General features: G+C 58.0%; 16 protein-coding genes. 6 read left to right on the forward strand and 10 right to left on the reverse strand.

Annotated elements, in window-relative coordinates:
- Positions 1-19: 19 nt before the first annotated feature.
- Positions 20-1204: an alginate export family protein gene (locus tag QUE41_RS06275; protein ID WP_286342026.1), complete on the forward strand. Its 1185-nt coding sequence runs from the start codon at positions 20-22 to the stop codon at positions 1202-1204.
- A gap of 150 nt (positions 1205-1354) precedes the next feature.
- Here the strand turns inward: QUE41_RS06275 and QUE41_RS06280 are convergent, their stop codons facing one another.
- Positions 1355-1948 (reverse strand): isochorismatase family protein, encoded by a 594-nt coding sequence (locus QUE41_RS06280; RefSeq protein ID WP_286342027.1) that lies wholly within the window; start codon positions 1946-1948, stop codon positions 1355-1357.
- 216 nt (positions 1949-2164) lie between these two features.
- Between QUE41_RS06280 and QUE41_RS06285 the strand changes: the two genes are divergently transcribed.
- Positions 2165-3070 (forward strand): LysR family transcriptional regulator, encoded by a 906-nt coding sequence (locus QUE41_RS06285; protein WP_286342028.1) that lies wholly within the window; start codon positions 2165-2167, stop codon positions 3068-3070.
- Between the two features lie 20 nt (positions 3071-3090).
- On the opposite strand, the gene QUE41_RS06290 is transcribed toward QUE41_RS06285, so the two are convergent.
- Positions 3091-4611: an EAL domain-containing protein gene (locus tag QUE41_RS06290; RefSeq protein ID WP_286342029.1), complete on the reverse strand. Its 1521-nt coding sequence runs from the start codon at positions 4609-4611 to the stop codon at positions 3091-3093.
- Positions 4612-4917: 306 nt separating this feature from the next.
- On the opposite strand from QUE41_RS06290, the gene QUE41_RS06295 reads away from it, so the two are divergent.
- On the forward strand, positions 4918-6111 hold the full coding sequence (locus QUE41_RS06295) for an ISL3 family transposase (RefSeq protein ID WP_286342030.1): 1194 nt from the start codon (positions 4918-4920) through the stop codon (positions 6109-6111).
- Positions 6112-6145: 34 nt separating this feature from the next.
- Here QUE41_RS06295 and asnB read toward each other — a convergent pair whose 3' ends face one another.
- From asnB to purM, 6 genes are all read right to left on the reverse strand, one after another.
- Positions 6146-7810, reverse strand: a complete 1665-nt coding sequence (gene asnB, locus QUE41_RS06300; protein ID WP_286342031.1) for an asparagine synthase B — start codon at positions 7808-7810, stop codon at positions 6146-6148.
- Positions 7811-7946: 136 nt separating this feature from the next.
- Positions 7947-8687 carry a sporulation protein gene (locus QUE41_RS06305; protein WP_286342032.1) on the reverse strand — a complete coding sequence of 247 codons (741 nt, stop codon included), beginning with the start codon at positions 8685-8687 and terminating at the stop codon, positions 7947-7949.
- 47 nt (positions 8688-8734) lie between these two features.
- Positions 8735-10324 carry a M28 family metallopeptidase gene (locus tag QUE41_RS06310; RefSeq protein WP_286342033.1) on the reverse strand — a complete coding sequence of 530 codons (1590 nt, stop codon included), beginning with the start codon at positions 10322-10324 and terminating at the stop codon, positions 8735-8737.
- Positions 10325-10834: 510 nt separating this feature from the next.
- A complete protein-coding gene (locus QUE41_RS06315; protein ID WP_286342034.1) occupies positions 10835-11593 on the reverse strand; it encodes an HAD-IIA family hydrolase in 759 nt (252 codons plus the stop codon).
- Positions 11594-11600: 7 nt separating this feature from the next.
- Positions 11601-12251, reverse strand: coding sequence for a phosphoribosylglycinamide formyltransferase (gene purN, locus QUE41_RS06320; RefSeq protein WP_286342035.1), 651 nt, complete (start codon positions 12249-12251; stop codon positions 11601-11603).
- A gap of 1 nt (position 12252) precedes the next feature.
- Positions 12253-13290 carry a phosphoribosylformylglycinamidine cyclo-ligase gene (purM, locus tag QUE41_RS06325; RefSeq protein ID WP_286342036.1) on the reverse strand — a complete coding sequence of 346 codons (1038 nt, stop codon included), beginning with the start codon at positions 13288-13290 and terminating at the stop codon, positions 12253-12255.
- A gap of 260 nt (positions 13291-13550) precedes the next feature.
- Between purM and upp the strand changes: the two genes are divergently transcribed.
- Together upp and QUE41_RS06335 are read left to right on the forward strand one after the other, a co-directional pair.
- Positions 13551-14177: a uracil phosphoribosyltransferase gene (gene upp, locus QUE41_RS06330; RefSeq protein ID WP_286342037.1), complete on the forward strand. Its 627-nt coding sequence runs from the start codon at positions 13551-13553 to the stop codon at positions 14175-14177.
- A gap of 135 nt (positions 14178-14312) precedes the next feature.
- The gene (locus QUE41_RS06335; RefSeq protein ID WP_286342038.1) at positions 14313-15575 is read left to right on the forward strand and encodes a uracil-xanthine permease family protein; all 1263 of its coding nucleotides are present in this window, start codon (positions 14313-14315) and stop codon (positions 15573-15575) included.
- Between the two features lie 50 nt (positions 15576-15625).
- Here QUE41_RS06335 and QUE41_RS06340 read toward each other — a convergent pair whose 3' ends face one another.
- Together QUE41_RS06340 and QUE41_RS06345 are read right to left on the reverse strand one after the other, a co-directional pair.
- Entirely contained in the window at positions 15626-16072 is a 447-nt protein-coding gene (locus QUE41_RS06340; protein WP_286342039.1) for a hypothetical protein, read from the reverse strand.
- A gap of 187 nt (positions 16073-16259) precedes the next feature.
- Complete coding sequence (locus QUE41_RS06345) at positions 16260-16997, reverse strand: Crp/Fnr family transcriptional regulator (RefSeq protein ID WP_286342040.1); 738 nt, start codon at positions 16995-16997, stop codon at positions 16260-16262.
- Between the two features lie 455 nt (positions 16998-17452).
- Between QUE41_RS06345 and QUE41_RS06350 the strand changes: the two genes are divergently transcribed.
- Positions 17453-19222: a flagellinolysin gene (locus tag QUE41_RS06350; RefSeq protein ID WP_502876018.1), complete on the forward strand. Its 1770-nt coding sequence runs from the start codon at positions 17453-17455 to the stop codon at positions 19220-19222.
- The last annotated feature ends 227 nt before the right edge of the window (positions 19223-19449 follow it).

Below are 19449 nucleotides of genomic sequence, written 5' to 3' on the forward strand. Positions count from 1 at the left end.
GTCAAAACAGGAGACGACAATGAAACTACGCTACCTGGCCACCGTAACTGCCCTGGCCCTTTCCTCTGCCGCTGTGGCTGCCGAGCCCGCGTCCATCGCCGATGCTGTTGCTGAAGGCTCCGTGAAGCTGGATGCCCGTCTGCGTTACGAAAACGTCAGCCAGGACAACGCTCTGAAAGACGCCGATGCCCTGACTCTGCGTACTCGCCTGACTCTGGAGACCGCTGCTTACCAGGGGCTGTCTGCCCTGGTTGAGTTTGAAGACTCCCGCGATGCCTTCGGCATCAACGATTACAACGACGCTCTGGGCAGCAAGCCAGAGTACTCTGTGATTGCCGATCCCAACACCACCGAGCTGGATCAGGCCTTCCTGCGCTATCAGCGCGGCATGTTCAAGGGCACCCTGGGTCGCCAGGTTGTGACCATGGACAACCACCGTTTCGTTGGCCACGTTGGCTGGCGTCAGGACCGTCAGACCTTCGACGCGGTCAACCTGATGCTGACCCCTGCCAAGGACCTGTCCCTGAACTACGTCTACATCAACCAGCGTAACCGCATCTTCGCCGAAGAGAAGGACGTGGATTCCAAGGACCACCTGATCAACGTTGGCTACAAGACTGGCTTCGGTAAGCTGACCGCCTACGCCTACCTGCTGGAAATGGACAACGACACCACCAACGGCATCGACACCTATGGTGTTCGTTTCGCCGGTGGCGCCAAGCTGGCCAACACCCCGGTTAAGTACCAGCTGGAGTACGCCACTCAGGAAAACAAGGCCAACGACTTCGAGGCCGACTACTACCTGATCGAGGGTGCCGCCACCTTCGGCGTTGTGACCGCCAAGCTGGGTTACGAAGTTCTGGGTTCCGACAGCGGCCAGTACGGCTTCTCCACTCCTCTGGCGACCCTGCACAAGTTCAACGGTTGGGCTGACCAGTTCCTGGGTACCCCAGATGCCGGTCTGGTTGACCTGTACGCCGGTGTATCCGGTAAGGCTCTGGGTGGCAAGTTCGCTGCCATTTACCACGACTTCAGTGCCGACGAGAGCGTTGCCGCCGATGATTTCGGTAGCGAAATCGACCTGAGCTACACCACCAAGGTAGCCAAGAACTACACCCTGGGTGTGAAGTACGCCATGTACGACGCCGGTGACATCAAGGTAGATACCGACAAGCTGTGGGTATGGGCCAGCGCCAGCTTCTAAACATCCTGCCCCTGTAATGGAGCATGAGGGCGTGTAGAACCGGAAGGTTCAGCGCGTCCTGGGTCACCTGGGCGGGTGGCCACGACCTAAGGAGGACTCTTTTGAGTCCTCCTTTTTTTTGCTGTTTGTCCGGCCGGGACATTGCCGTCCTTACCCTTGCTTGGAGAGCACCTCCTCAAACAGGACCTGCATTAGTTTGCTGCCGTTTGGTGAGCTCCAGTCCTGAGCGAGTTCCGCGATGAGCTGGTTGGTGGTGGTCAGGGTCACGCCGTGAGCCTCCATTCGCCTCAGGGCAGTCTCGTCTGCCAAGGTGCTGGGAGAGCCGGATCCGTCCACCACGACCTGAACGTTATACCCCTGTTGGATGGCGGTGATGGCCGGATAGACCACGCAGACATCCGTGGTGATGCCGGCGATGATCAGGTTCCTGCGGCCGGCGGCGGCCACCGCCATGGCAAACTGGGGATCTTTCATGGCATCGACCACCCCCTGCCGCTGAATGCGGTTGGCGAAGGCCTCTGGTACCGCGGCGGCCAGTTCGTCAAACAACGGTCCCTGCACCTGATCCTCCTGACTGGAGGTGAGGATGAGCGGCATCCCGGTCTCCTTGGCCGAGCGGGCCAGGGCCAGGGTATGGCGCTTGATCTCCTCGAGGGTGTTGGACTTGACCCAGTTGAGGGTACCGACCTGGTGGTCGATGAGCAGCATGGCGGCATTGTCCGGGGAAAAAAGATTGGATTTCATTGTAAACCTCCTTGGGTGGATGTCAGGGTTGATTCTAGGCCTGATGAAGAGTTTGAACCTCTGGTCCGCCTTAGCCTGCCTCGGGGTATCCGGTACATCATTCGTCTTATCGGGGGCTTCGGTTGCCTGAGTGTGGACTTAGTGTAGTGAACCCTGTGTCCCTTTATTAGATGGTATAGTTGAAGTTAACTATCCCATTTTTGTTGGTAATCTCGGATGGATCTGAATCAGGTCAGAGTTTTTGTTCGGGTGGTTGAAGCCGGAAGCTTTGTGGGGGCGGCTCGGTCTCTGGGGATGCCGTCGACGTCGGTCAGTCGCAAAGTTCAGCAGTTGGAGGCAGATCTGGGAGTGAGGCTGCTCAACCGTAGCACCCGCAAGTTGTCCCTCACCGATGTGGGTCAGCGTTATTTTTTGAACTGTCAGCATAACCTTACTGGCTTGGAGCAAGCCGGCCAGCTCGTTCATCAGTCTCAAACGAAACCCACAGGAACCATGCGCATCACTGCGCCTCTGGATTTTGCTCTGATGTTTGTTCAACCCTGGGTCAGTGCCTTTCTTGTCCGCCACCCGCAAGTGAATGTGGAACTTGAGATCAGTGACCACCAGGTCGATCTCATCGAAGAGAGGATCGATATTGCCTTCCGCTCTGGAATCCTCAAGGATTCCAGCTTGGTGGCACGTCGCCTGTTGACGAAATCCTTGGTTTGCTGTGCCAGCCCCGAGTATCTGGCACAGCACTCGGAACCCCGTCATCCGAACGATCTTACCCAGCATCAGTGCATACTCTGGGGAAGGTCGCTGCAAGGGCACTCCTGGCAGTTTTTGGATCAGGGTAGGGCGGTCGGGGTGCCCGTAACGGGGCGGTACTCGGCAGACACCCAACACCTGTTGATTGAGGCTGTGCTCGCCGGGCTCGGGGTTGCCAAGTTACCTTTTCTGCTGATTAAGCCTTATCTGGAACAGGGTCAGCTTCGGCCCCTGCTTCAGGAGTACCAAGCACCGGCAGGCAACATGTACCTTATCCATCAGTCACATCGCCATGTGAGCCAGGCGGTTCGGTTATTTGTGGATTATGTGGTCGAGCAGATGCACAAGCCTGAACCCGACTCACCGGCGGGATGACCGGCTAGCGTTTTTCGCCCTCAGGCGGTGGCCGGTTGGGGCAGGGGGCAGCTGTCATGCCAGTGGGCCGGCCTGCCAAACAGGTAACCCTGCATGCTGGTGACCCCGCGCTCGAGCAGGAAGCGGCGCTGGGCATCGGTCTCTACCCCTTCGGCGATCACCTCCACCTCCATCTTGCGGGCCAGTTGAATGATGGCGTCCAGCACCGGTTTCTGAATGGCATCGCCGCTGACGGTGTGCACATAGCTCTTGTCTATCTTGATCACATCCGGGGAGAAGGTGCGCAGACAGGCGATGCCGTTGTGGCCGGTGCCGAAGTCATCGAAGGCCAGTTTGAAGCCGGCGTGACGCAGCAGGGCCAAAGTCTCCTGCAACTGCGGGCAGTCGTAGTCCAGGGCATGACGCTCGGTGATCTCCACCATCAGCCGATTGGCGGGGATCTCCAGTTTGTGGCAGAGCTCCAGCAGGAAGCTCAGAGGGTCCCTCAGCCCCTGGGTGAGCTGCTCGCCGGAGAGGTTGATGCTCAGGTAGGTGGTGCTGGGCAGCTTACCTCGGGCCTGGTCCGCCAGTGAGGTGAGCAGGTTATCCAGCAGTCCATGACGCTCCATCATGGGGATGAAGGTGTCCGGGGTAATCTTGCCCAGAGTCGGGTGGGTCCAGCGGGCCATCATCTCGAACCCTTTGACCCGGCCATTGCCGCCATGGACTATGGGCTGGAACACCGGGGCAATCTCCCCCCGGCGCAAGGCGGTGGTCAGGTCATCCAGCAGTACCCCCTGATGGCTGCGGCGTCGAATCATCAGCACCGGCAGGATCAGCCCCAGAGTCAGGGAGAGGGGCAGGCTGTAGGTCAGCCAGCGGCGCCAGTGATCACCACTTAACAGCAGGGCCATCATCTGTGCGTTGACCTTGCCTTGGCTCAGGTTGGTTTGCAGGCTGAGCCAGGGCACCTGGGTGAGGCTGTCTCTGGCATAGAACAGCCGCTGATCCACCTGGATCTGGATCTGCCGGATAAACTCCCTGTCCCTGGGGCTGATCAGTCGCTCCAGCAGGTGCGCCGATTTGGCCATGCCAATGAGGTAGTGCCCCGGGGTCTGCTCGAGAACAAACAGCTGATAGGGGGTCAGGGTGCTGTCATCGAATGAGAGCCACAGCGGTCCCGGATGGGTCGAGATCAGCTGTCCCACCTGAACCGGGTAGAGGGGATTGGTGGCACTGCGGCAGTAGCCACCCCGGTCGCTGAGATAGGCGAAGTGGTCGAACACATCGGAGTGAATGGCCGCTTCGGTGAGACGAAACTCGGTGGTGGCGTCACAGACCCCGGGTGTAAGCTCCTGGCCCAGAGTGGTCAGAGAATCGATGCCCCGATTCAGGTAGTTGTCGGTGGCGGCCACCACCTCTTCCACCCTGTCATCCAGCCGTTCGCTTAGGGCCAGGCTGCCCGCGAAGAGCACGCTCAGCAGGCAGATCAACTGAATCAGAATAAACCATCGCCATCCATGACGAATGTAGCGTCCGAGCTGCCATCTTATTTGAATCATTATGGTCCTGGCACAGGAAGAAGCTGATGCGATCCCCAAAAAAGTGACAAAAATGTAGCAAAATCCCGACGCCCTTTAAACCGAGACCGGCGTAGTTTCCGGGCGTTTCTGCCCACTTTCGAGGCAAAGTATTGAAATGCTGGTTATTAAAAATTTTGCTCAGATTGGCGGAGTGAAGAAGTTTTCTCTGGGGGAGGGCGGGTTAAAAAAAGGTTCTTCGCACATTAGCGGGAACTAGATACGAAAACGGCTGGAAAGGTTATTGTTTAGTCGCCAAACACAAACAATCACCACCAGCCGTTCTCGATGCAAAAGCTTACCTTGCCTATCTCACCGTGGGAAGGGTTTTCCCCCACTCATACTGAGCTCCACCACGATACTCTTACCATCCATTTAACCCCCTCGGGCCCCGGTCAATGTCGCTGTGGCCAAGCTGTCAGTCGGGTTCACGATGTCACTATCCGCACTGTTCAGGAGCGTGATGTTTTTGGCTACCAGACTTTGCTGTCTGTACCACTGCGCCGACTACGCTGCCCTGACTGTGGTGTGGTCACTGAGTGCCTTTCCTGGCTGGAGCCCCATGCTCGCCAGACCAACCGACTTATCCTGTACGTCGAGCAACTGCTTAAGCGGATGCCCATTAAGCACGTTAATGAGATGACCGGTTTGCACTGGCACACCCTCAAGCGGCTGGACATACAGCGTCTGACTCGGGAGGTCACCGAGCCGGACTGGAGCAAGGTACGACGTCTGGTCATGGACGAGTTTGCCCTGTTCAAGGGCCACCGCTACGCCACTGTCATCGCCGATGCCGACACTCACCAGGTGCTGTGGGTTGGCGAGGGCCGTAGTCGAGAGGCGATACGACCGTTCTTCCTGACGTTGGGAGAGCACTGCCAGCATATCGAAGCGGTAGCCATGGACATGAATACCGCCTTCGACCTAGAAGTGGCGATGCATTGCCCCAATGCCGCAGTGGTCTACGACCTTTTCCATGTGGTGGCCAAATATGGCCGGGAAGTGGTGGATCGGGTGCGAGTGGACCGAGCCAACGAGCTGAGGCAGGACAAACCGGCCAGAAGAAGAGTAAAGCGAGGTCGGTGGGTGCTGCTGAAGAACCGGAAGAACATGACCGACAAGCAGCACGCCTACTTGGAGGAACTGCTGGCTGAGAACCGGTCGCTGATGGTGGTGTACCTGATGCGGGAACAACTGAAGGAGCTGTGGTATGCCGACAGTCCCGATGCTGCTCTGAGCCAGTGGCGTTTATGGTGGCAACAGGTCACCGAGAGCGGCATCGAGCCGCTGATTCGCTTCGCAAAGAAGCTCAAACCCTACCTCAAAGGCATCATCGCCTCGGCTACCTTCCGGCTGCACACCTGCAAGCTTGAGGGAATGAACAACAAGATAAAGGTTATCAAGCGCATGGCCTACGGATACCGGGACAGCGACAACTTCTTCCTGAAGATACGAGCCGCTTTTCCCGGTAATGCGCGATGAACCAAAAAAAAAGGGGGCCGAAGCCCCCAAGTGACTAGTAAGCGTCTTTATGTACATTGGCAACGGCGCGACCCGAAGGGTCGGCCATGGCGGAGAAGCTCTTGTCCCAGGCCAGGGCCTCGGGGGTAGAGCAGGCGACGGACTTGCCGCCGGGTACACAGCGGGCACAGGCCTCGCCGGGGAAATGCTGCTCGAACAGGGTGCGGTAGAAGTAACCCTCTTTGGTGTCCGGGGTGTTGACCGGGAAGCGGAAGTGGGCGTTGGCCAGCTCCTGATCGCTCACCTGGGCCTCGGCGTGCTCCTTGAGGGTGTCGATCCAGGAGTAGCCAACCCCGTCACTGAACTGCTCTTTCTGGCGCCAGGCGACGGACTCCGGCAGGTAATGGGCAAAGGCTTCCCGCAGAATCTGCTTCTCGATGCGACCCTCGGTGATGGTCTTGGCTGCGGGGTTCTGGCGCATCGCCACATCCACGAACTCCTTGTCCAGGAAGGGCACCCGGGCTTCGATGCCCCAGGCGGCCATCGCCTTGTTGGCCCTCAGGCAGTCGAATTGGTGCAGCTTGTGGATCTTACGCACCAGCTCTTCGTGGAAGGCCTGGGCACTGGGTGCCTTATGGAAATAGAGGTAGCCGCCAAACAACTCGTCGGCGCCTTCGCCGGAGAGCACCATTTTAATCCCCATGGCTTTGATCTTCCTCGCCATCAGGTACATGGGGGTGGAGGCGCGGATGGTGGTGACGTCATAGGTTTCCAGGTGGTAGATGACGTCGGTCAGGGCGTCGATCCCCTCCTGAATGGTGAAGGTGACCTGGTGGTGGACGGTGCCGATGTGGGCGGCCACTTCGGCGGCGGCGGCCAGATCCGGCGATCCCTCCAGGCCGACGGCGAAGGAGTGCAGCTGTGGCCACCAGGCGGGGCTGGCTTCATCCTCTTCGATGCGGCGGGCGGCGTACTTCTTGGCCAGGGCCGAGGTGATGGAGGAATCCAGGCCGCCGGAGAGCAGCACGCCGTAGGGCACGTCCGACATCAGCTGGCGTTTCACCGCTTCTTCCAGGGCCTGGCGCAGGGTGGCGCTGTCTGCCGGGTTGTCGGCCACAGCGCTGTGCTGCTGCCAGTCGCGCCGGTAGTAGGTGACCGGTTCGTCCAGCCAGCTTGCCTGATAGCGCCCGGGCAGGAACTCCTCTATCTGGCGGCACTGGGGCACCAGGGCTTTCATCTCCGAGGCGACGTAGAAGTTGCCTGAGGCGTCGTAGCCGGTGTAGAGGGGGATGATGCCGATGTGGTCCCGGCCAATAAGATAACGCTGTTTGGCCTTGTCCCACAGCACGAAGGCGAAGATGCCATTGAGACGATCGAGAAACTGCTCGCCGTATTTGCGGTAGAGGGCGAGGATCACTTCACAGTCGGAACCGGTCAGAAATTCATACTCCGCTTCCAGCTCCTGGCGCAATTCTCTGTGGTTGTAGATCTCGCCGTTAACGGCCAGCACCAGATCGCCCTCTTTGCTGTAGAGGGGCTGGGCTCCGTTATCGATATCGACAATCGCCAGTCGCTCGTGAACCAGGATGGCGTTGTCGTCGCAATAGATTCCGGACCAGTCCGGGCCCCGGTGGCGCATCTTTTTTGACTGGCTCAAGGCCAGAGATCGCAGTTCGGAGGCTGGAGTCTTCAGATCCAGAATACCAAAAATACTGCACATGGTAGTGGTTCTCCGTTGTCGTCTAAGGGGCAGGTTGCTGTCACATTGCCACTCTTTGGTTCATTTGCCAACTGCATGTATAGTCAGTGTAAATGAATTGATAATCGGTCGCGCCCATGGGCACGACCACAAAAGCTCAGCCGATGGTGCGCTTGAGCTGTTCCAGTAAGGTGGGCAGGGAGGTGTCATCGTCCCAGCTCAGGCTTTTGTAGCTGTCACCGCGGAAGGCGCGATCGACTTCTATCAGGGCATTCATGCGACCGCCCTGAGGCACGAAGGAGACCTCCACTTCCCGCACCCCGAACAGGCTCATGCCGCCGGGGACAAACTCCAGCTCCTGATAGGCACCGCTTTGGGAACTGAAGCCTGCACCATTGAGGTGCCCTTTTTCCACATCGGCTTTGTGCAGTTGATAACCCGCTTGCTCCATGGCGGCCAGCAGGGTGTCCATCGCCGGGGTGGGGGCGACGGCCAGGATGTCACGGTCGGAAGGATCGATGGCCAGGTCCACCTCAAGACCGGTTTGCAGCCACACCTTGCTCTGGTTGCGGCGACCGCCCACTGTGGTGATGGGGGTTTCCGGGTGGAGCACGCCCTCGAAAGGCAGCTCATAGGTTTGGCCCGCTTCAATGGTCATTTTTTCACTCAGGCGCCAGCTCTCCAGGGCCACGTGCTGATAGACGGTGGAGTCGTCCACCTCCGCCTTGGCTTCGGTCACCAGAGTCAGAGACAGCCCTGAGATCTCCTGGTCCACGTCGCCCCCTTTTATCACTATAGTGGCGGAGAAGGGGTGGCCGGGCATCATCACATCCTGATGCAGCTGGGTGTCCACCTTGGCGGCGCCGATTCCTACAGACGCCAGTAGTTTCTTAAGCATGATTCTTCCTCAAATCTTCTGTTGGCCGCCGTCATTGGCGGCCCTGATTAACTTGCCGGGCGCAGAGCGTGGAATTCGCTGCCCTGATTGAATCCGGGCCACTGTTCGCTGTTGGCCAGTGCGCTGCCTGCCCGGTAGAACACCTCAATGTCCTCCAGGGCCCCGGAGAGGTTCCAGTGTTCCCGGTAGATGTCACAGGTGTTGTGGTAGCACCCCTTCATCTCCTCTCGCATCTTGTTCCGATACTCGGCCAGAGCGTCGCTCTTGGGGGTGGAGCCGCCTCCGGCAAACACTGCCGGAACGCCCTGTTTCACGAAGGAGAAATGGTCGGAGCGGAAGAAGCCGCCGGCTTCAGGGTAACGCTCCGGCGCCAGCACACGCTGTTGACCCGCTGCCGCCTCGGCGAGATAGTCGTCCAACTGGGACTGTCCCAGGCCGACCACGGTGAACTCCTTCACTGCGCCATAGACGTTGGTGGAGTCCAGGTTGAACACCCCGGCGGTTTTCTTCAGAGATTCGGTGGGGTTGGCCACGTAGTAACGAGAGCCCAGCAGGCCCTGCTCCTCGCCGGTGACGGCGATAAACTGGACGGAACGCTCCGGTGGCTTGGGGGCCTCGGCGAACTGGCGGGCGATCTCCAGGATGCCGGCCACGCCGGTGGCGTTGTCCAGGGCGCCGTTATAGATGGTGTCTCCATCGCTGCCGAGGTGGTCCCAGTGGGCGGTGTAGCTCACTACCTCATCGGGGCGCTCACTGCCGGTGAGCTTGGCCACCACGTTGTGGCTGGTGGCGTATTCCACCTTCTGGCTCAGCCTGGCGTCAGCGCGGGCGTTCAGTGACAGGTTAATGGGCGACTGGGCCGCCTGGGCCATCAATGCTTCCAGACTCTTGCCTTCTTCTGCCAGCAGCTTCTGGGCCACCTCTTTCTGAATCCAGCCCTCGATCATGGGATGGGGCTCGCTGCTGCCGGCCAGGTCCAGTTGCGGGCCGGTCCAGCTGTTGGCAACCACGGACCAGGGGTAGGAGGCCGGCTCGGTGTCGTGAATGATCAGGGCCGCGGCGGCGCCCTTGCGGCCCGCTTCGGCAAACTTGTAATCCCATCGGCCATAGTAGGTCATGGTGTTGCCCTTGAAGTGCTCGGGCTCCCCGGTGGCAAAGCCTGGGTCGTTCACCAGAATCAGCACCGTCTTGCCGGTAACGTCCAGCCCCTGGTAGTCGTTCCAACCATACTCGGGGGCATCGATGCCGTAGCCAACGAAGACGATGTCACTGCCGGATAGGACCTGGGAGGGGCGGTCGTGAAAGCTGTTGATGACCGCCTGTTCCGGCAGGGAGAGAGACTCGCCGCCCAGGCTCAGCTGGGTGCCGGGCTGTGTGGTGTAGGTGACCATGGGGACAGGCTGGAGGTAGGAGTCGCCGTTGCCGGGCTCCAGGCCCATGGCACGAAACTGCTTCTCCAGATAGGCCAGGGTCAGGGCTTCCCCTTGAGTGGTGGGCTGGCGGCCCTGATAACGGTCGGAGGCCAGCTCCTTGATGTCGGTACGGAACCTGGATTCATCGATACCTGACTGCTGGGCCGGAATCTGGCTGCAAGCACCAAGCAGCATCAATGCCGGTGCCAATAGGGTGAGTCTCATGCTAAATCCTTCTTTAATGTGTTGGCTGAATCTGCCGTTCAGCTGATGTGCAAGACCCTATCATCCTTTGGCGACAGCCACTCGACAAGATTGACTTGTAAGGAATTCTTTTTGTCCTATGTGGCCTATGCTCCAAGGTGCCCTATTGTTGCCATCCGGCTTCGGGTATCGGAAGGCCAGGTTAGCCGCTCACCTCGCTGCCCGGGGTTGGCCCCAGGCGACGTGCCCCCGTAACGCTCATGCTGGAAGCTGATGGGGATTTTTCATCATTCCCATGCTGAAAATCAACATGTCTTAAAAATAAACCTTCAAGGCTTTTTATTTCTCAACTGATGCCGCTTTTTATTGGTGATTTATTATTTGATAGGCAAAAAAGTGTTCGATCACTGACGAATCGGCAATCAACACATTCGTTGTGTGTTGTCGAGAAGGGGCAGGTGCGGTCAGGTGGCAGGAGAAGGGCAAAAAAAGGTGGCACTGAGGCCACCTTTTCGAAGCTTGCTCTGTCGGTCAGACCACATCAATCTCCGCCACACAGGGGAAGATGTGGGTGGGCCTGAAGGGGTGGGTGTCCAGCTCCTCGATGCCGGTGACACCGGAGAGCACCAGGATACTCTCCAGCCCTGCCTGAACACCTGCCTTGATGTCGGTGTTCATGTTGTCACCCACAATCACCGTATCACCGGAGTGGCTGCCCAGGTGATCCAGGGCGCTGCGGACGATCCAGGAGGAGGGCTTGCCCACATAGAAGGGGGTTTTGCCGGTGATTCTCTCGATGGGGGCACACAGGGCCGAACAGGCCGGGCTGTAGGAGGGGCCGTGGGTGTCCGGATTGGTGGCAATAAAGCGGGCACCGTTGGCCACAAAGTTGGCAGCACGGTGGATCATGTCCCAGTTGAAGGAGCGGGTCTCGCCCACCACCACAAAATCGGGGTCGATGTCGGTGATGGTAAAGCCCGCCTGATACAGCTCGTGGGTCAGGGCACCCTCGCCGATGACATAGGCTTTATTGCCGCTCTGGTGCCTGAGGAAGTGGGCGGTGGCCATGGCGGAGGTATAGAACGCTGAATCCGGCAGGTGGATGCCTGAGTTTGCCAGGCGGTTGGCCAGATCCTTGGCGGTCTGGGCCGGATTGTTGGTGAGTAGCACCAGCGGATTTCCCTGCTCCTGCAGCCGCTTGATAAAGCGGTCGGCGCCGGGGATCAGCTGGTTGTCGTGCATCAGCACGCCGTCGATGTCACAGATAACGCTCTTTAACTCAGTCGCCATGTATGGCTCACTCCTCGCTGGCGTACCCCTGTTCGGGCAACAGTTGACCATCCAGAAGGGCACCCTGGTCGTTCATGGCCAGGCGTCCCTCACAAAACCATTTGACCACCAAAGGATAGATGCGGTGCTCCTGGGTATGCACCCGTTGAGTCAGCGCCTCTATGGTGTCCTCTTCAAACACCGGCACCTTGGCCTGGAGGATCACCGGTCCTCCGTCGAGCTCCTCGGTCACAAAGTGGACCGAGCAGCCGTGCTCGGCATCGCCGGCGTCCAGGGCTCGCTGGTGGGTGTTGAGACCTGTGTACTTGGGCAGCAGGGAGGGGTGGATGTTAAGCATCTTCCCTGCAAACTTCTGCACCAGCCCAGGGCTCAGAATTCTCATAAAGCCAGCCAGGACCACCAGGTCTGCATTCAGTGCATCCAGTTGGGCGGCCAGGCGGGCGTCGTAGGACTCCCGGCTTTCTCCCTTCTCGGCGAGCAGGGTGATCCCTTCGATGCCGGCGTTGGCTGCGCGGGTGAGGCCATAGGCCTCGCCCTTATTGCTGATGACGCCGACGATCTGGCCGGGAACCAGACCTTCGGCGCAGGCATCGATGATCGCCTGGAGGTTGCTGCCGCTGCCGGAGATGACAACGGCGATTCGGGTCTGCTGTGCCATCTTAAGCGATCACCACCTGGGGTTGGTCATCGCCGCGGGCATCGATGTTGCCCAGCAGCCAGGCGTTTTCCCCTTCCGCTTTCAGCAGGGCCACGGCGGCCTCTGCCTCGGATTGAGGCAGGGCGATCACCAGGCCGACGCCACAGTTGAAGGTACGGTACATCTCGTGCTGGTCGATGTTGCCCACCTGCTGCAGCCAGTTGAACACTTCTGGCCACTGCCAGGAGTTGCCGTCGATCACCGCCTGGGCATTGTCAGGCAGGACTCGGGGAATGTTCTCCCAGAAGCCGCCACCGGTGATGTGGGAGATGGCGTGCACCTTGTGCTGCTCCAGCAGTTTCAGCACGGGCTTGACGTAGATGCGGGTCGGGGCCAGCAGGGTCTGGATCAGAGGTTGACCACCGATGGTCTGCTCCTGTGGGTTGTCCACCCGCTCCAGTACCTTGCGGATCAGAGAGTAGCCGTTGGAGTGCGGGCCGCTGGAGCCCAGGGCGATAAGGGCGTCACCTGGGGCCACCAGGCTGCCGTCGATGACGTCGGCCTCTTCAACCACGCCGACACAGAAGCCGGCCAGGTCGTAGTCTTCCCCTTCGTACATGCCGGGCATCTCGGCGGTCTCACCACCGATGAGGGCACAGCCTGCCTGTTCACAACCATCGGCGATGCCGGAAACCACCTGGGTGGCGGTGTCCACGGAGAGTTTGCCTGTGGCGTAGTAATCCAGGAAGAACAGGGGCTCGGCACCCTGCACAATCAGGTCGTTGACGCACATGGCCACCAGGTCCACGCCGACGGTGCCATGACCGTTGTAGTCCATGGCCAGGCGCAGCTTGGTGCCTACGCCATCGGTGCCGGAGACCAGAAGGGGCTTGTTATATTTCTCGGGCAGAGCGCACAGGGCGCCAAAGCCGCCCAGGCCGCCGCGCACTTCCGGGCGATGGGTACGCTTTACCGCAGACTTAATGTTGTCTACCAGGGCGTTACCGGCATCGATGTCGACACCGGCGTCTTTGTAGCTGAGGGAATCGGCTTTGTTCACAGAGGCCTCGTTGTTTTTGTAGGGATTTTTATAGTGTTGATGTTCTGGCGCGCATTTTACCAGTTGCACACTGTGTGCCCAAGTTTTTCTCTGTGATGGCGGTTCACCAAACGTAAACCGGTTGAAAACTCTTCGTTTATGGTGTTTTAGTGTGATCGGCCTCCCGTCGTGGGCTGGCTGGCAGCACACTCTCTTCCCAAGGGTGGGGATTCACGCTATGATTCCGCTGTTTACCTGTAGCCTACCATTCGGAGAATAAGATGAAAGTCACTGAGGTCAAGCACCCGCTGATTCAACATAAACTGGGCTTGATGCGTGAAGCTGATGTCAGCACTAAGCGCTTCCGTGAGCTGGCAAAAGAGGTTGCCGCTCTGCTGACCTACGAAGCGACCTCCGATTTTGAGACCGAGTCCGTGGAGATCGACGGCTGGAACGGCCCCATCACCGTTAACCAGATTAAGGGTAAGAAAGTGACCGTGGTGCCCATCCTGCGTGCAGGCCTGGGCATGATGGATGGCGTTCTGGAGCACATCCCTGCCGCCAAGGTGTCCGTTGTGGGCATCTACCGTGATGAAGAGACCCTGGAGCCTGTGCCTTACTTCGAGAAGCTGGTCTCCAACATCGATGAGCGTATCGCTCTGGTTGTGGATCCCATGCTGGCCACCGGCGGTTCCATGATCTCCACTCTGGATCTGCTGAAGAAGCGCGGTTGTACCAGCATCAAGGTTCTGGTTCTGGTTGCGGCTCCCGAGGGCCTGAAGGCTCTGGAGGAGGCTCACCCGGATATCGAACTGTTCACCGCTTCCGTGGATGAGTGCCTCAACGAGAAGGGCTACATTCTCCCGGGACTGGGTGACGCCGGGGACAAGATCTTCGGAACCAAGTGATTTCAGAGACGGCGCCATCGGCGCCGTTTTTTTGAATCCCGTGAAAGCCGGGTGGGGCTGTGCCCCAGCTTTCGACCCTACATTGGTCCACTAGAGACCAATCACATAATTACGATAAATAACAACGAGGTTAACATGCAGCAGCAAGCTGTTACGGCCGGGGCTGCGCCTGTCCCGGCAACCTGGCGACAGGTGGTCGCCGGTACCCAGATGCTTTTCGTGGCCTTTGGTGCCCTGGTTCTGGTTCCCCTCCTTACCGGTCTGAATGTCAACGTTGCCCTGTTCACCGCCGGTGTGGGCACCCTGTTGTTCCAACTGGTGACCAAGCGTTCGGTTCCCGTATTCCTGGCTTCCTCCTTTGCCTTCATTGCCCCCATCTCCTATGGCGTGGCCCAGTGGGGCGTCTCGGCCACCATGGGTGGCCTGATGGCGGCCGGCCTGGTGTATGTGGTGCTGTCTCAGGTGGCCCGTGCCGGTGGCATGGAAGCGATCAACAAGTTGCTGCCTCCGGTGGTCGTGGGTCCGGTGATCATGGTGATTGGTCTGACTCTGGCCCCTGTGGCGGTGAACATGGCTCTGGGGATGCAAGGGGACAATCAGGCCTATGAGACTGGCTTGGCGCTGTCTATTGCCCTGCCTACCCTGATTACTGCCCTTGTGGTGGCGGTGATGGGCAAGGGGATGCTGCGTCTGCTGCCGATTCTGTCTGCGGTGGTGGTGGGGTACAGCCTCTCCTGGTTTGCCGGCATCATCGACTTCAGCGGCGTGGCCGCTGCGCCCTGGTTTGCCATGCCTGACTTCACCACGCCGAGCTTCCACTGGGAAGCGATTCTGTTCCTGATCCCGGTGGCCATTGCCCCGGCGGTGGAGCACATCGGTGACATGCTGGCCATCAGCAATGTGACCGGCAAAAACTACGTGAAGAAGCCGGGCCTGCACCGTACCCTGCTGGGCGATGGTGTGGCCACCATGGCCGCCGCCAGCCTGGGCGGACCACCAAACACCACCTACTCTGAGGTGACCGGTGCGGTGATGCTGACCCGCAACTACGACCCCAAGGTGATGACCTGGGCGGCGGTGAGCGCCATCCTGCTGGCCATGGTGGGTAAGTTCGGTGCCATCCTGGCCACGGTGCCCACCGTGGTGATGGGCGGCATCATGATCCTGCTGTTCGGCTCCATTGCAGCAGTGGGCATGAGCTCGATGATCAACAACAAGGTGGACGTGTCCGAGCCCCGTAACCTGGTGATTGTGGCGGTGACCCTGGTGTTCGGCATTGGCGGCATGACCATTAAGATGGGTGAGTTCACCCTGCAGGGTATCGCCCTGTGCGCCGTGGTGGCCATCCTGCTGAACCTGGTATTGCCAAAGAACTTCGGTCACGAAGACGAGGCCTGATAGCCGGCTCATCTAACGAACAAGAGGACTCATTGAGTCCTCTTTTTTTATCAGGCTTTGCCTTCGGCCTCTTTCTTCCTGGCTTCAGCCAGCTTGGTGTTGGCCTGACTGAGCTCGGCGGTGATGCTCATGATCTCACTGCGTTTGGCATCCAGCAGTTTCTGTTTGGCTTCCGGGTCCATCTCTTTGCTTTTGAGCTCTTCCAGTTGCTCCTTGGCCTTCTCCAGCCTCTCCTTGATCAGCTTGATCGACTGTTTGATTCGCTCGATAGCAGGAGATTCCTTCTTCTCAGACTTCTTGCTCTCTCCAGTGGTGGCCTGCTCGCCGGCCAGTTTCTGTCTGGCTTCCTGGGAGATGCTGACGGTGATGCGGTTCTCCTTTGGCGTGGACACATTGCCTTTGGGGGCGGTGGTGCCGGCGTCGGTGGCGGGCACGGCTTCCCGGCCCTGGGAGGTGGCCAGGGTGATGTTGCTGCCCTGATGTTGAGAGATCTGCATGGAGAGCTCCTGTTGACGGTCTGATGGTGAGTGTATCGGCAGCATATAGAATCACTTGAGAGTGATTACGGGAGATAACTCAAATAAATCAGTAAGTAAAAGTAAGCGTTGGTTTGAACAAGGGAATAAGAAGGGACAGAGCCTTGTCCGTCACCTTCATTACTTTCTGTTGGCGGAGAGTATTGGTTTAGTTGGGTAATTTAAGATACTGAATGTAGTAATTCAGATGCTGGATATCCACCAGAGAGACCAGAGCATCCAGATCTTCTACGGCCAAAGTGCCATATTTTTTCCGAATCATCTCCTGGCCAATCAACTCTTTAATTACTGAGATGCAATATTGTTTGGTCACCCCGGAGAAGCTGGCGATATCTTCATATTTCAGTGGCGCATCTCGAAACTCGATCTCATGCCCATAGAGAAAGATGATCACCAGGCACATGATGATGTGTTGTTTCTTATCCAACAGGCTGCTCATCACCGACCAGTCACGGGTGGCGGCATTGCTGATTTCATAACGTCGCAGGCAGAACTCAAAAAGGGCTTCTGATCTGCCGGCCAGGCGGTGCAGACAGTGACCAGGAATGGCCCGAAGTACTGTGTTGTCCAGTGCCACATAGCTTTTGTTCAGCCAGGGGTTGATGCCATTGGGGGCATGGCTGGTGAGCAGGGTCTTGGGTAGCCAAATGCCGGTGACTTTACTGAGCTCAGCCGGATAGTCCACCACCTCCTTGAGTACACCACTCTCGACGAAGTTCAGGGCGGCTTCCTGAAAGCTGGGCAGGAAGCACTCACCTTTTTTGAGTTTTATCAGGAAGCTCTGATCCAATATCTCGGCGGTGAGAGGTTCATCTATGCCGTTTCGGAGCAAAAGATCAGTCAGGGTGTCCGGAGGAGGGGACCAAGAAAAGCTGGGGTTCTTCATCAATTTCGTCTGTTCAACCTTGATTGTTTGCTGCAGCCACCACTTGTTACAACCGGGCCACAATGTCAGTTATTGTCGTCAAAGTCTTCACGTGTTTTGAGGGGAGAGCCGGTTGGATTCCGCCGAAGCCATTCTTTTGAGGCTTTTTTTTAAAGATTGGAACGTTAAAAGAAAAAGAGTAAAAAAAATGTGAATGACCACTTTACAGGGTTTTTGACTGAGAAATGGGTTCTATCACCGTCCGGAGCGGAGTCTATCACATCCATTAGTGTTTGAATGGTCAACGGGTTTACCATTTGCGGTCTGTTCTGCGAATTTATTTTATCTTTGTTACATTCGGCTCAAAAACGTCAGTTTGTGTATAAAGTCGCTATTGAGTTCGCCGATATCCAAGACAAGTTCGATTACAAACTTGGTAAGGGGGTGTCGTGCGAATTGCCACAAATACGACATCGATGTTCACCAACCAGTTGCTGCAACGCAGCAGCAGTGGTGTTGCGTCGTCGATGGAGAGGATGTCGTCTGGGCTAAGAATCAACTCGGCAAAGGACGATGCGGCCGGGTTGCAGATTACCAATAGGCTAACCTCGCAAATTAATGGGCTTAATGTCGCGATTAAGAATGCATCTGATGCCATCTCGATGGCGCAAACTGCAGAGGGCGCCGTTCAGGAGGTGACCGAGTCCCTGTTTCGTATCCGTGACCTTAGCTTGCAAGCGGCGAACGGCTCGAACAGTGATGAGGACAGGAAAGCGCTTCAGAAAGAGGCGGCCGCTCTGTTGGAGGAGATTGACCGAACCAACACCACCACCTCGTTTGGTGGCAAAAGGTTGTTCAAGGAAACCGATGCTTCCCGGGTGGATCCTGTGGAGAGGGAGATCGTCAGTAAGCTTGCCAACAGCTGGCTGAAAGAGTCTGAGGACTTGATTAAGGATAAGCTGGGTATTGATGGCAAGAACACCACGCTGAAGATCGACCTTGAGCATATGGATGGGCCTGGTGGAACGGCGGCCAGTGTTTCCTCCCTGGTTGCGGGCAGTACCGCCTATAACCAGGTGATGACCATTGATCTTGACGATTTTGGCGCCGGTGCCGGTGGAGGCAGTCTCGAGTTGGATGAAACCATCCTTCACGAGATGGTGCACGCTATTCAAGGGGCGAACTTCGATAAATGGGGAAGCACTGCGACCTGGTTTAAAGAGGGCAGCGCCGAGGTGATGCGTGGGGCCGACGACAGGTTGAGTGCGGATATCGCCAATAATGGTGGCGGTGCCACAGGCATTGGCGCCATCTGGACTCAGCTCAAAGCGGATGTGGCCAGTACAGCCAACCCGGGCACGGCCATTGAAACGGCAGCCGCCTATTCCGGCGGTTATGTGGTCAACCGCTACATTGACCATGAGCTGGGTGGTGGTGGACTGAAGGCGGTCAACACGGCCATGGCTGGCGGTGCCACCCTGGACGCGGCCCTTAACACCGCTTCCGGAGGCCGATGGACCGACGTCAATGCTCTGTTCGCTGAGCTCGATGGCGCAGGTGGCGGTGGTGCGGCGACCAAGTTTGAGGAGTTCATCAATACCCAGATGAATCTCTCCAATGCCGACAATGGCTCATTGGCCGGTTTCGATGTGACTGGCAGTGGCCCAGAGCTGGACAATGTGATGCAGGGTGTCACCGGAGATGGCAGCGGTGCGGCCTCCTTCGATGAGTACTTTGTGTCCGGTGACGATGACAACGACGACAGCGACTTTGCCCCGGGCAGTTATGACCCGACGGGTATCGGCGCGACGGAAGTTGCTCTGGCTGACTATGCTCCGGAGATCGGTGAGGGAGAGGGTGGGTATCAGATTGCTGCCCAGGTTGGCGCCAATGCCCATGAGGAGATTACCTTCAACCTCGGCAGCTTTGGCACCAAGTATCTGGGATTGGACAGAGTCGATCTGACCAAGGACCCTCAATCGGCCATCGAAGCGGTGGATGATGCGCTCAAGATTGTTGATTCGTCACGGGCCTCATTGGGGGCAACGGTGAACCGCCTGGAGCACACCATCTCCAACTTGACCAATATCACCGAGAACACCTCGGCCAGTCGTTCCCGAATTCGGGATACGGACATGGCAAAAGAGTCCTCGAAACTGGCCAAGCAACAGGTGCTGCAACAGTCCGCCTCGGCGATGTTGGCTCAGGCCAATCAGCTGCCGTCTGCGGCATTGTCTCTGCTGTAACAAGCCCACAAAAAAAGCCCCGTCGCAGTTGCGGCGGGGCTGACAGTAATGATGATTGTGGTGCAGCAGGCTCGTTGATATGGGTCGAGATTAACCAATGAGCAGGGAGAACCTTGCTGACCGACGCCAATTCTATCCTTCTGGGTTTTCCCGCTTTGTCATCCAGTGTTCATTTACCCCGTACCGGGTTCACACTTTTGTCTTCCGGCGGAGAAATCAGGCAGTCA

Source organism: Ferrimonas sp. YFM (assembly GCF_030296015.1).
Classification (GTDB): domain Bacteria; phylum Pseudomonadota; class Gammaproteobacteria; order Enterobacterales; family Shewanellaceae; genus Ferrimonas.

What these genes read in the sequence shown, in the direction of transcription:
- QUE41_RS06275 (WP_286342026.1), top strand. Translation starts at nt 20, where the DNA reads ATGAAACTACGCTACCTGGCCACCGTAACTGCCCTGGCCCTTTCCTCT.
- QUE41_RS06280 (WP_286342027.1), bottom strand. Translation starts at nt 1,948, where the DNA reads ATGAAATCCAATCTTTTTTCCCCGGACAATGCCGCCATGCTGCTCATC.
- QUE41_RS06285 (WP_286342028.1), top strand. Translation starts at nt 2,165, where the DNA reads ATGGATCTGAATCAGGTCAGAGTTTTTGTTCGGGTGGTTGAAGCCGGA.
- QUE41_RS06290 (WP_286342029.1), bottom strand. Translation starts at nt 4,611, where the DNA reads ATGATTCAAATAAGATGGCAGCTCGGACGCTACATTCGTCATGGATGG.
- QUE41_RS06295 (WP_286342030.1), top strand. Translation starts at nt 4,918, where the DNA reads ATGCAAAAGCTTACCTTGCCTATCTCACCGTGGGAAGGGTTTTCCCCC.
- asnB (WP_286342031.1), bottom strand. Translation starts at nt 7,810, where the DNA reads ATGTGCAGTATTTTTGGTATTCTGGATCTGAAGACTCCAGCCTCCGAA.
- QUE41_RS06305 (WP_286342032.1), bottom strand. Translation starts at nt 8,687, where the DNA reads ATGCTTAAGAAACTACTGGCGTCTGTAGGAATCGGCGCCGCCAAGGTG.
- QUE41_RS06310 (WP_286342033.1), bottom strand. Translation starts at nt 10,324, where the DNA reads ATGAGACTCACCCTATTGGCACCGGCATTGATGCTGCTTGGTGCTTGC.
- QUE41_RS06315 (WP_286342034.1), bottom strand. Translation starts at nt 11,593, where the DNA reads ATGGCGACTGAGTTAAAGAGCGTTATCTGTGACATCGACGGCGTGCTG.
- purN (WP_286342035.1), bottom strand. Translation starts at nt 12,251, where the DNA reads ATGGCACAGCAGACCCGAATCGCCGTTGTCATCTCCGGCAGCGGCAGC.
- upp (WP_286342037.1), top strand. Translation starts at nt 13,551, where the DNA reads ATGAAAGTCACTGAGGTCAAGCACCCGCTGATTCAACATAAACTGGGC.
- QUE41_RS06335 (WP_286342038.1), top strand. Translation starts at nt 14,313, where the DNA reads ATGCAGCAGCAAGCTGTTACGGCCGGGGCTGCGCCTGTCCCGGCAACC.
- QUE41_RS06340 (WP_286342039.1), bottom strand. Translation starts at nt 16,072, where the DNA reads ATGCAGATCTCTCAACATCAGGGCAGCAACATCACCCTGGCCACCTCC.
- QUE41_RS06345 (WP_286342040.1), bottom strand. Translation starts at nt 16,997, where the DNA reads ATGAAGAACCCCAGCTTTTCTTGGTCCCCTCCTCCGGACACCCTGACT.
- QUE41_RS06350 (WP_502876018.1), top strand. Translation starts at nt 17,453, where the DNA reads ATGTTCACCAACCAGTTGCTGCAACGCAGCAGCAGTGGTGTTGCGTCG.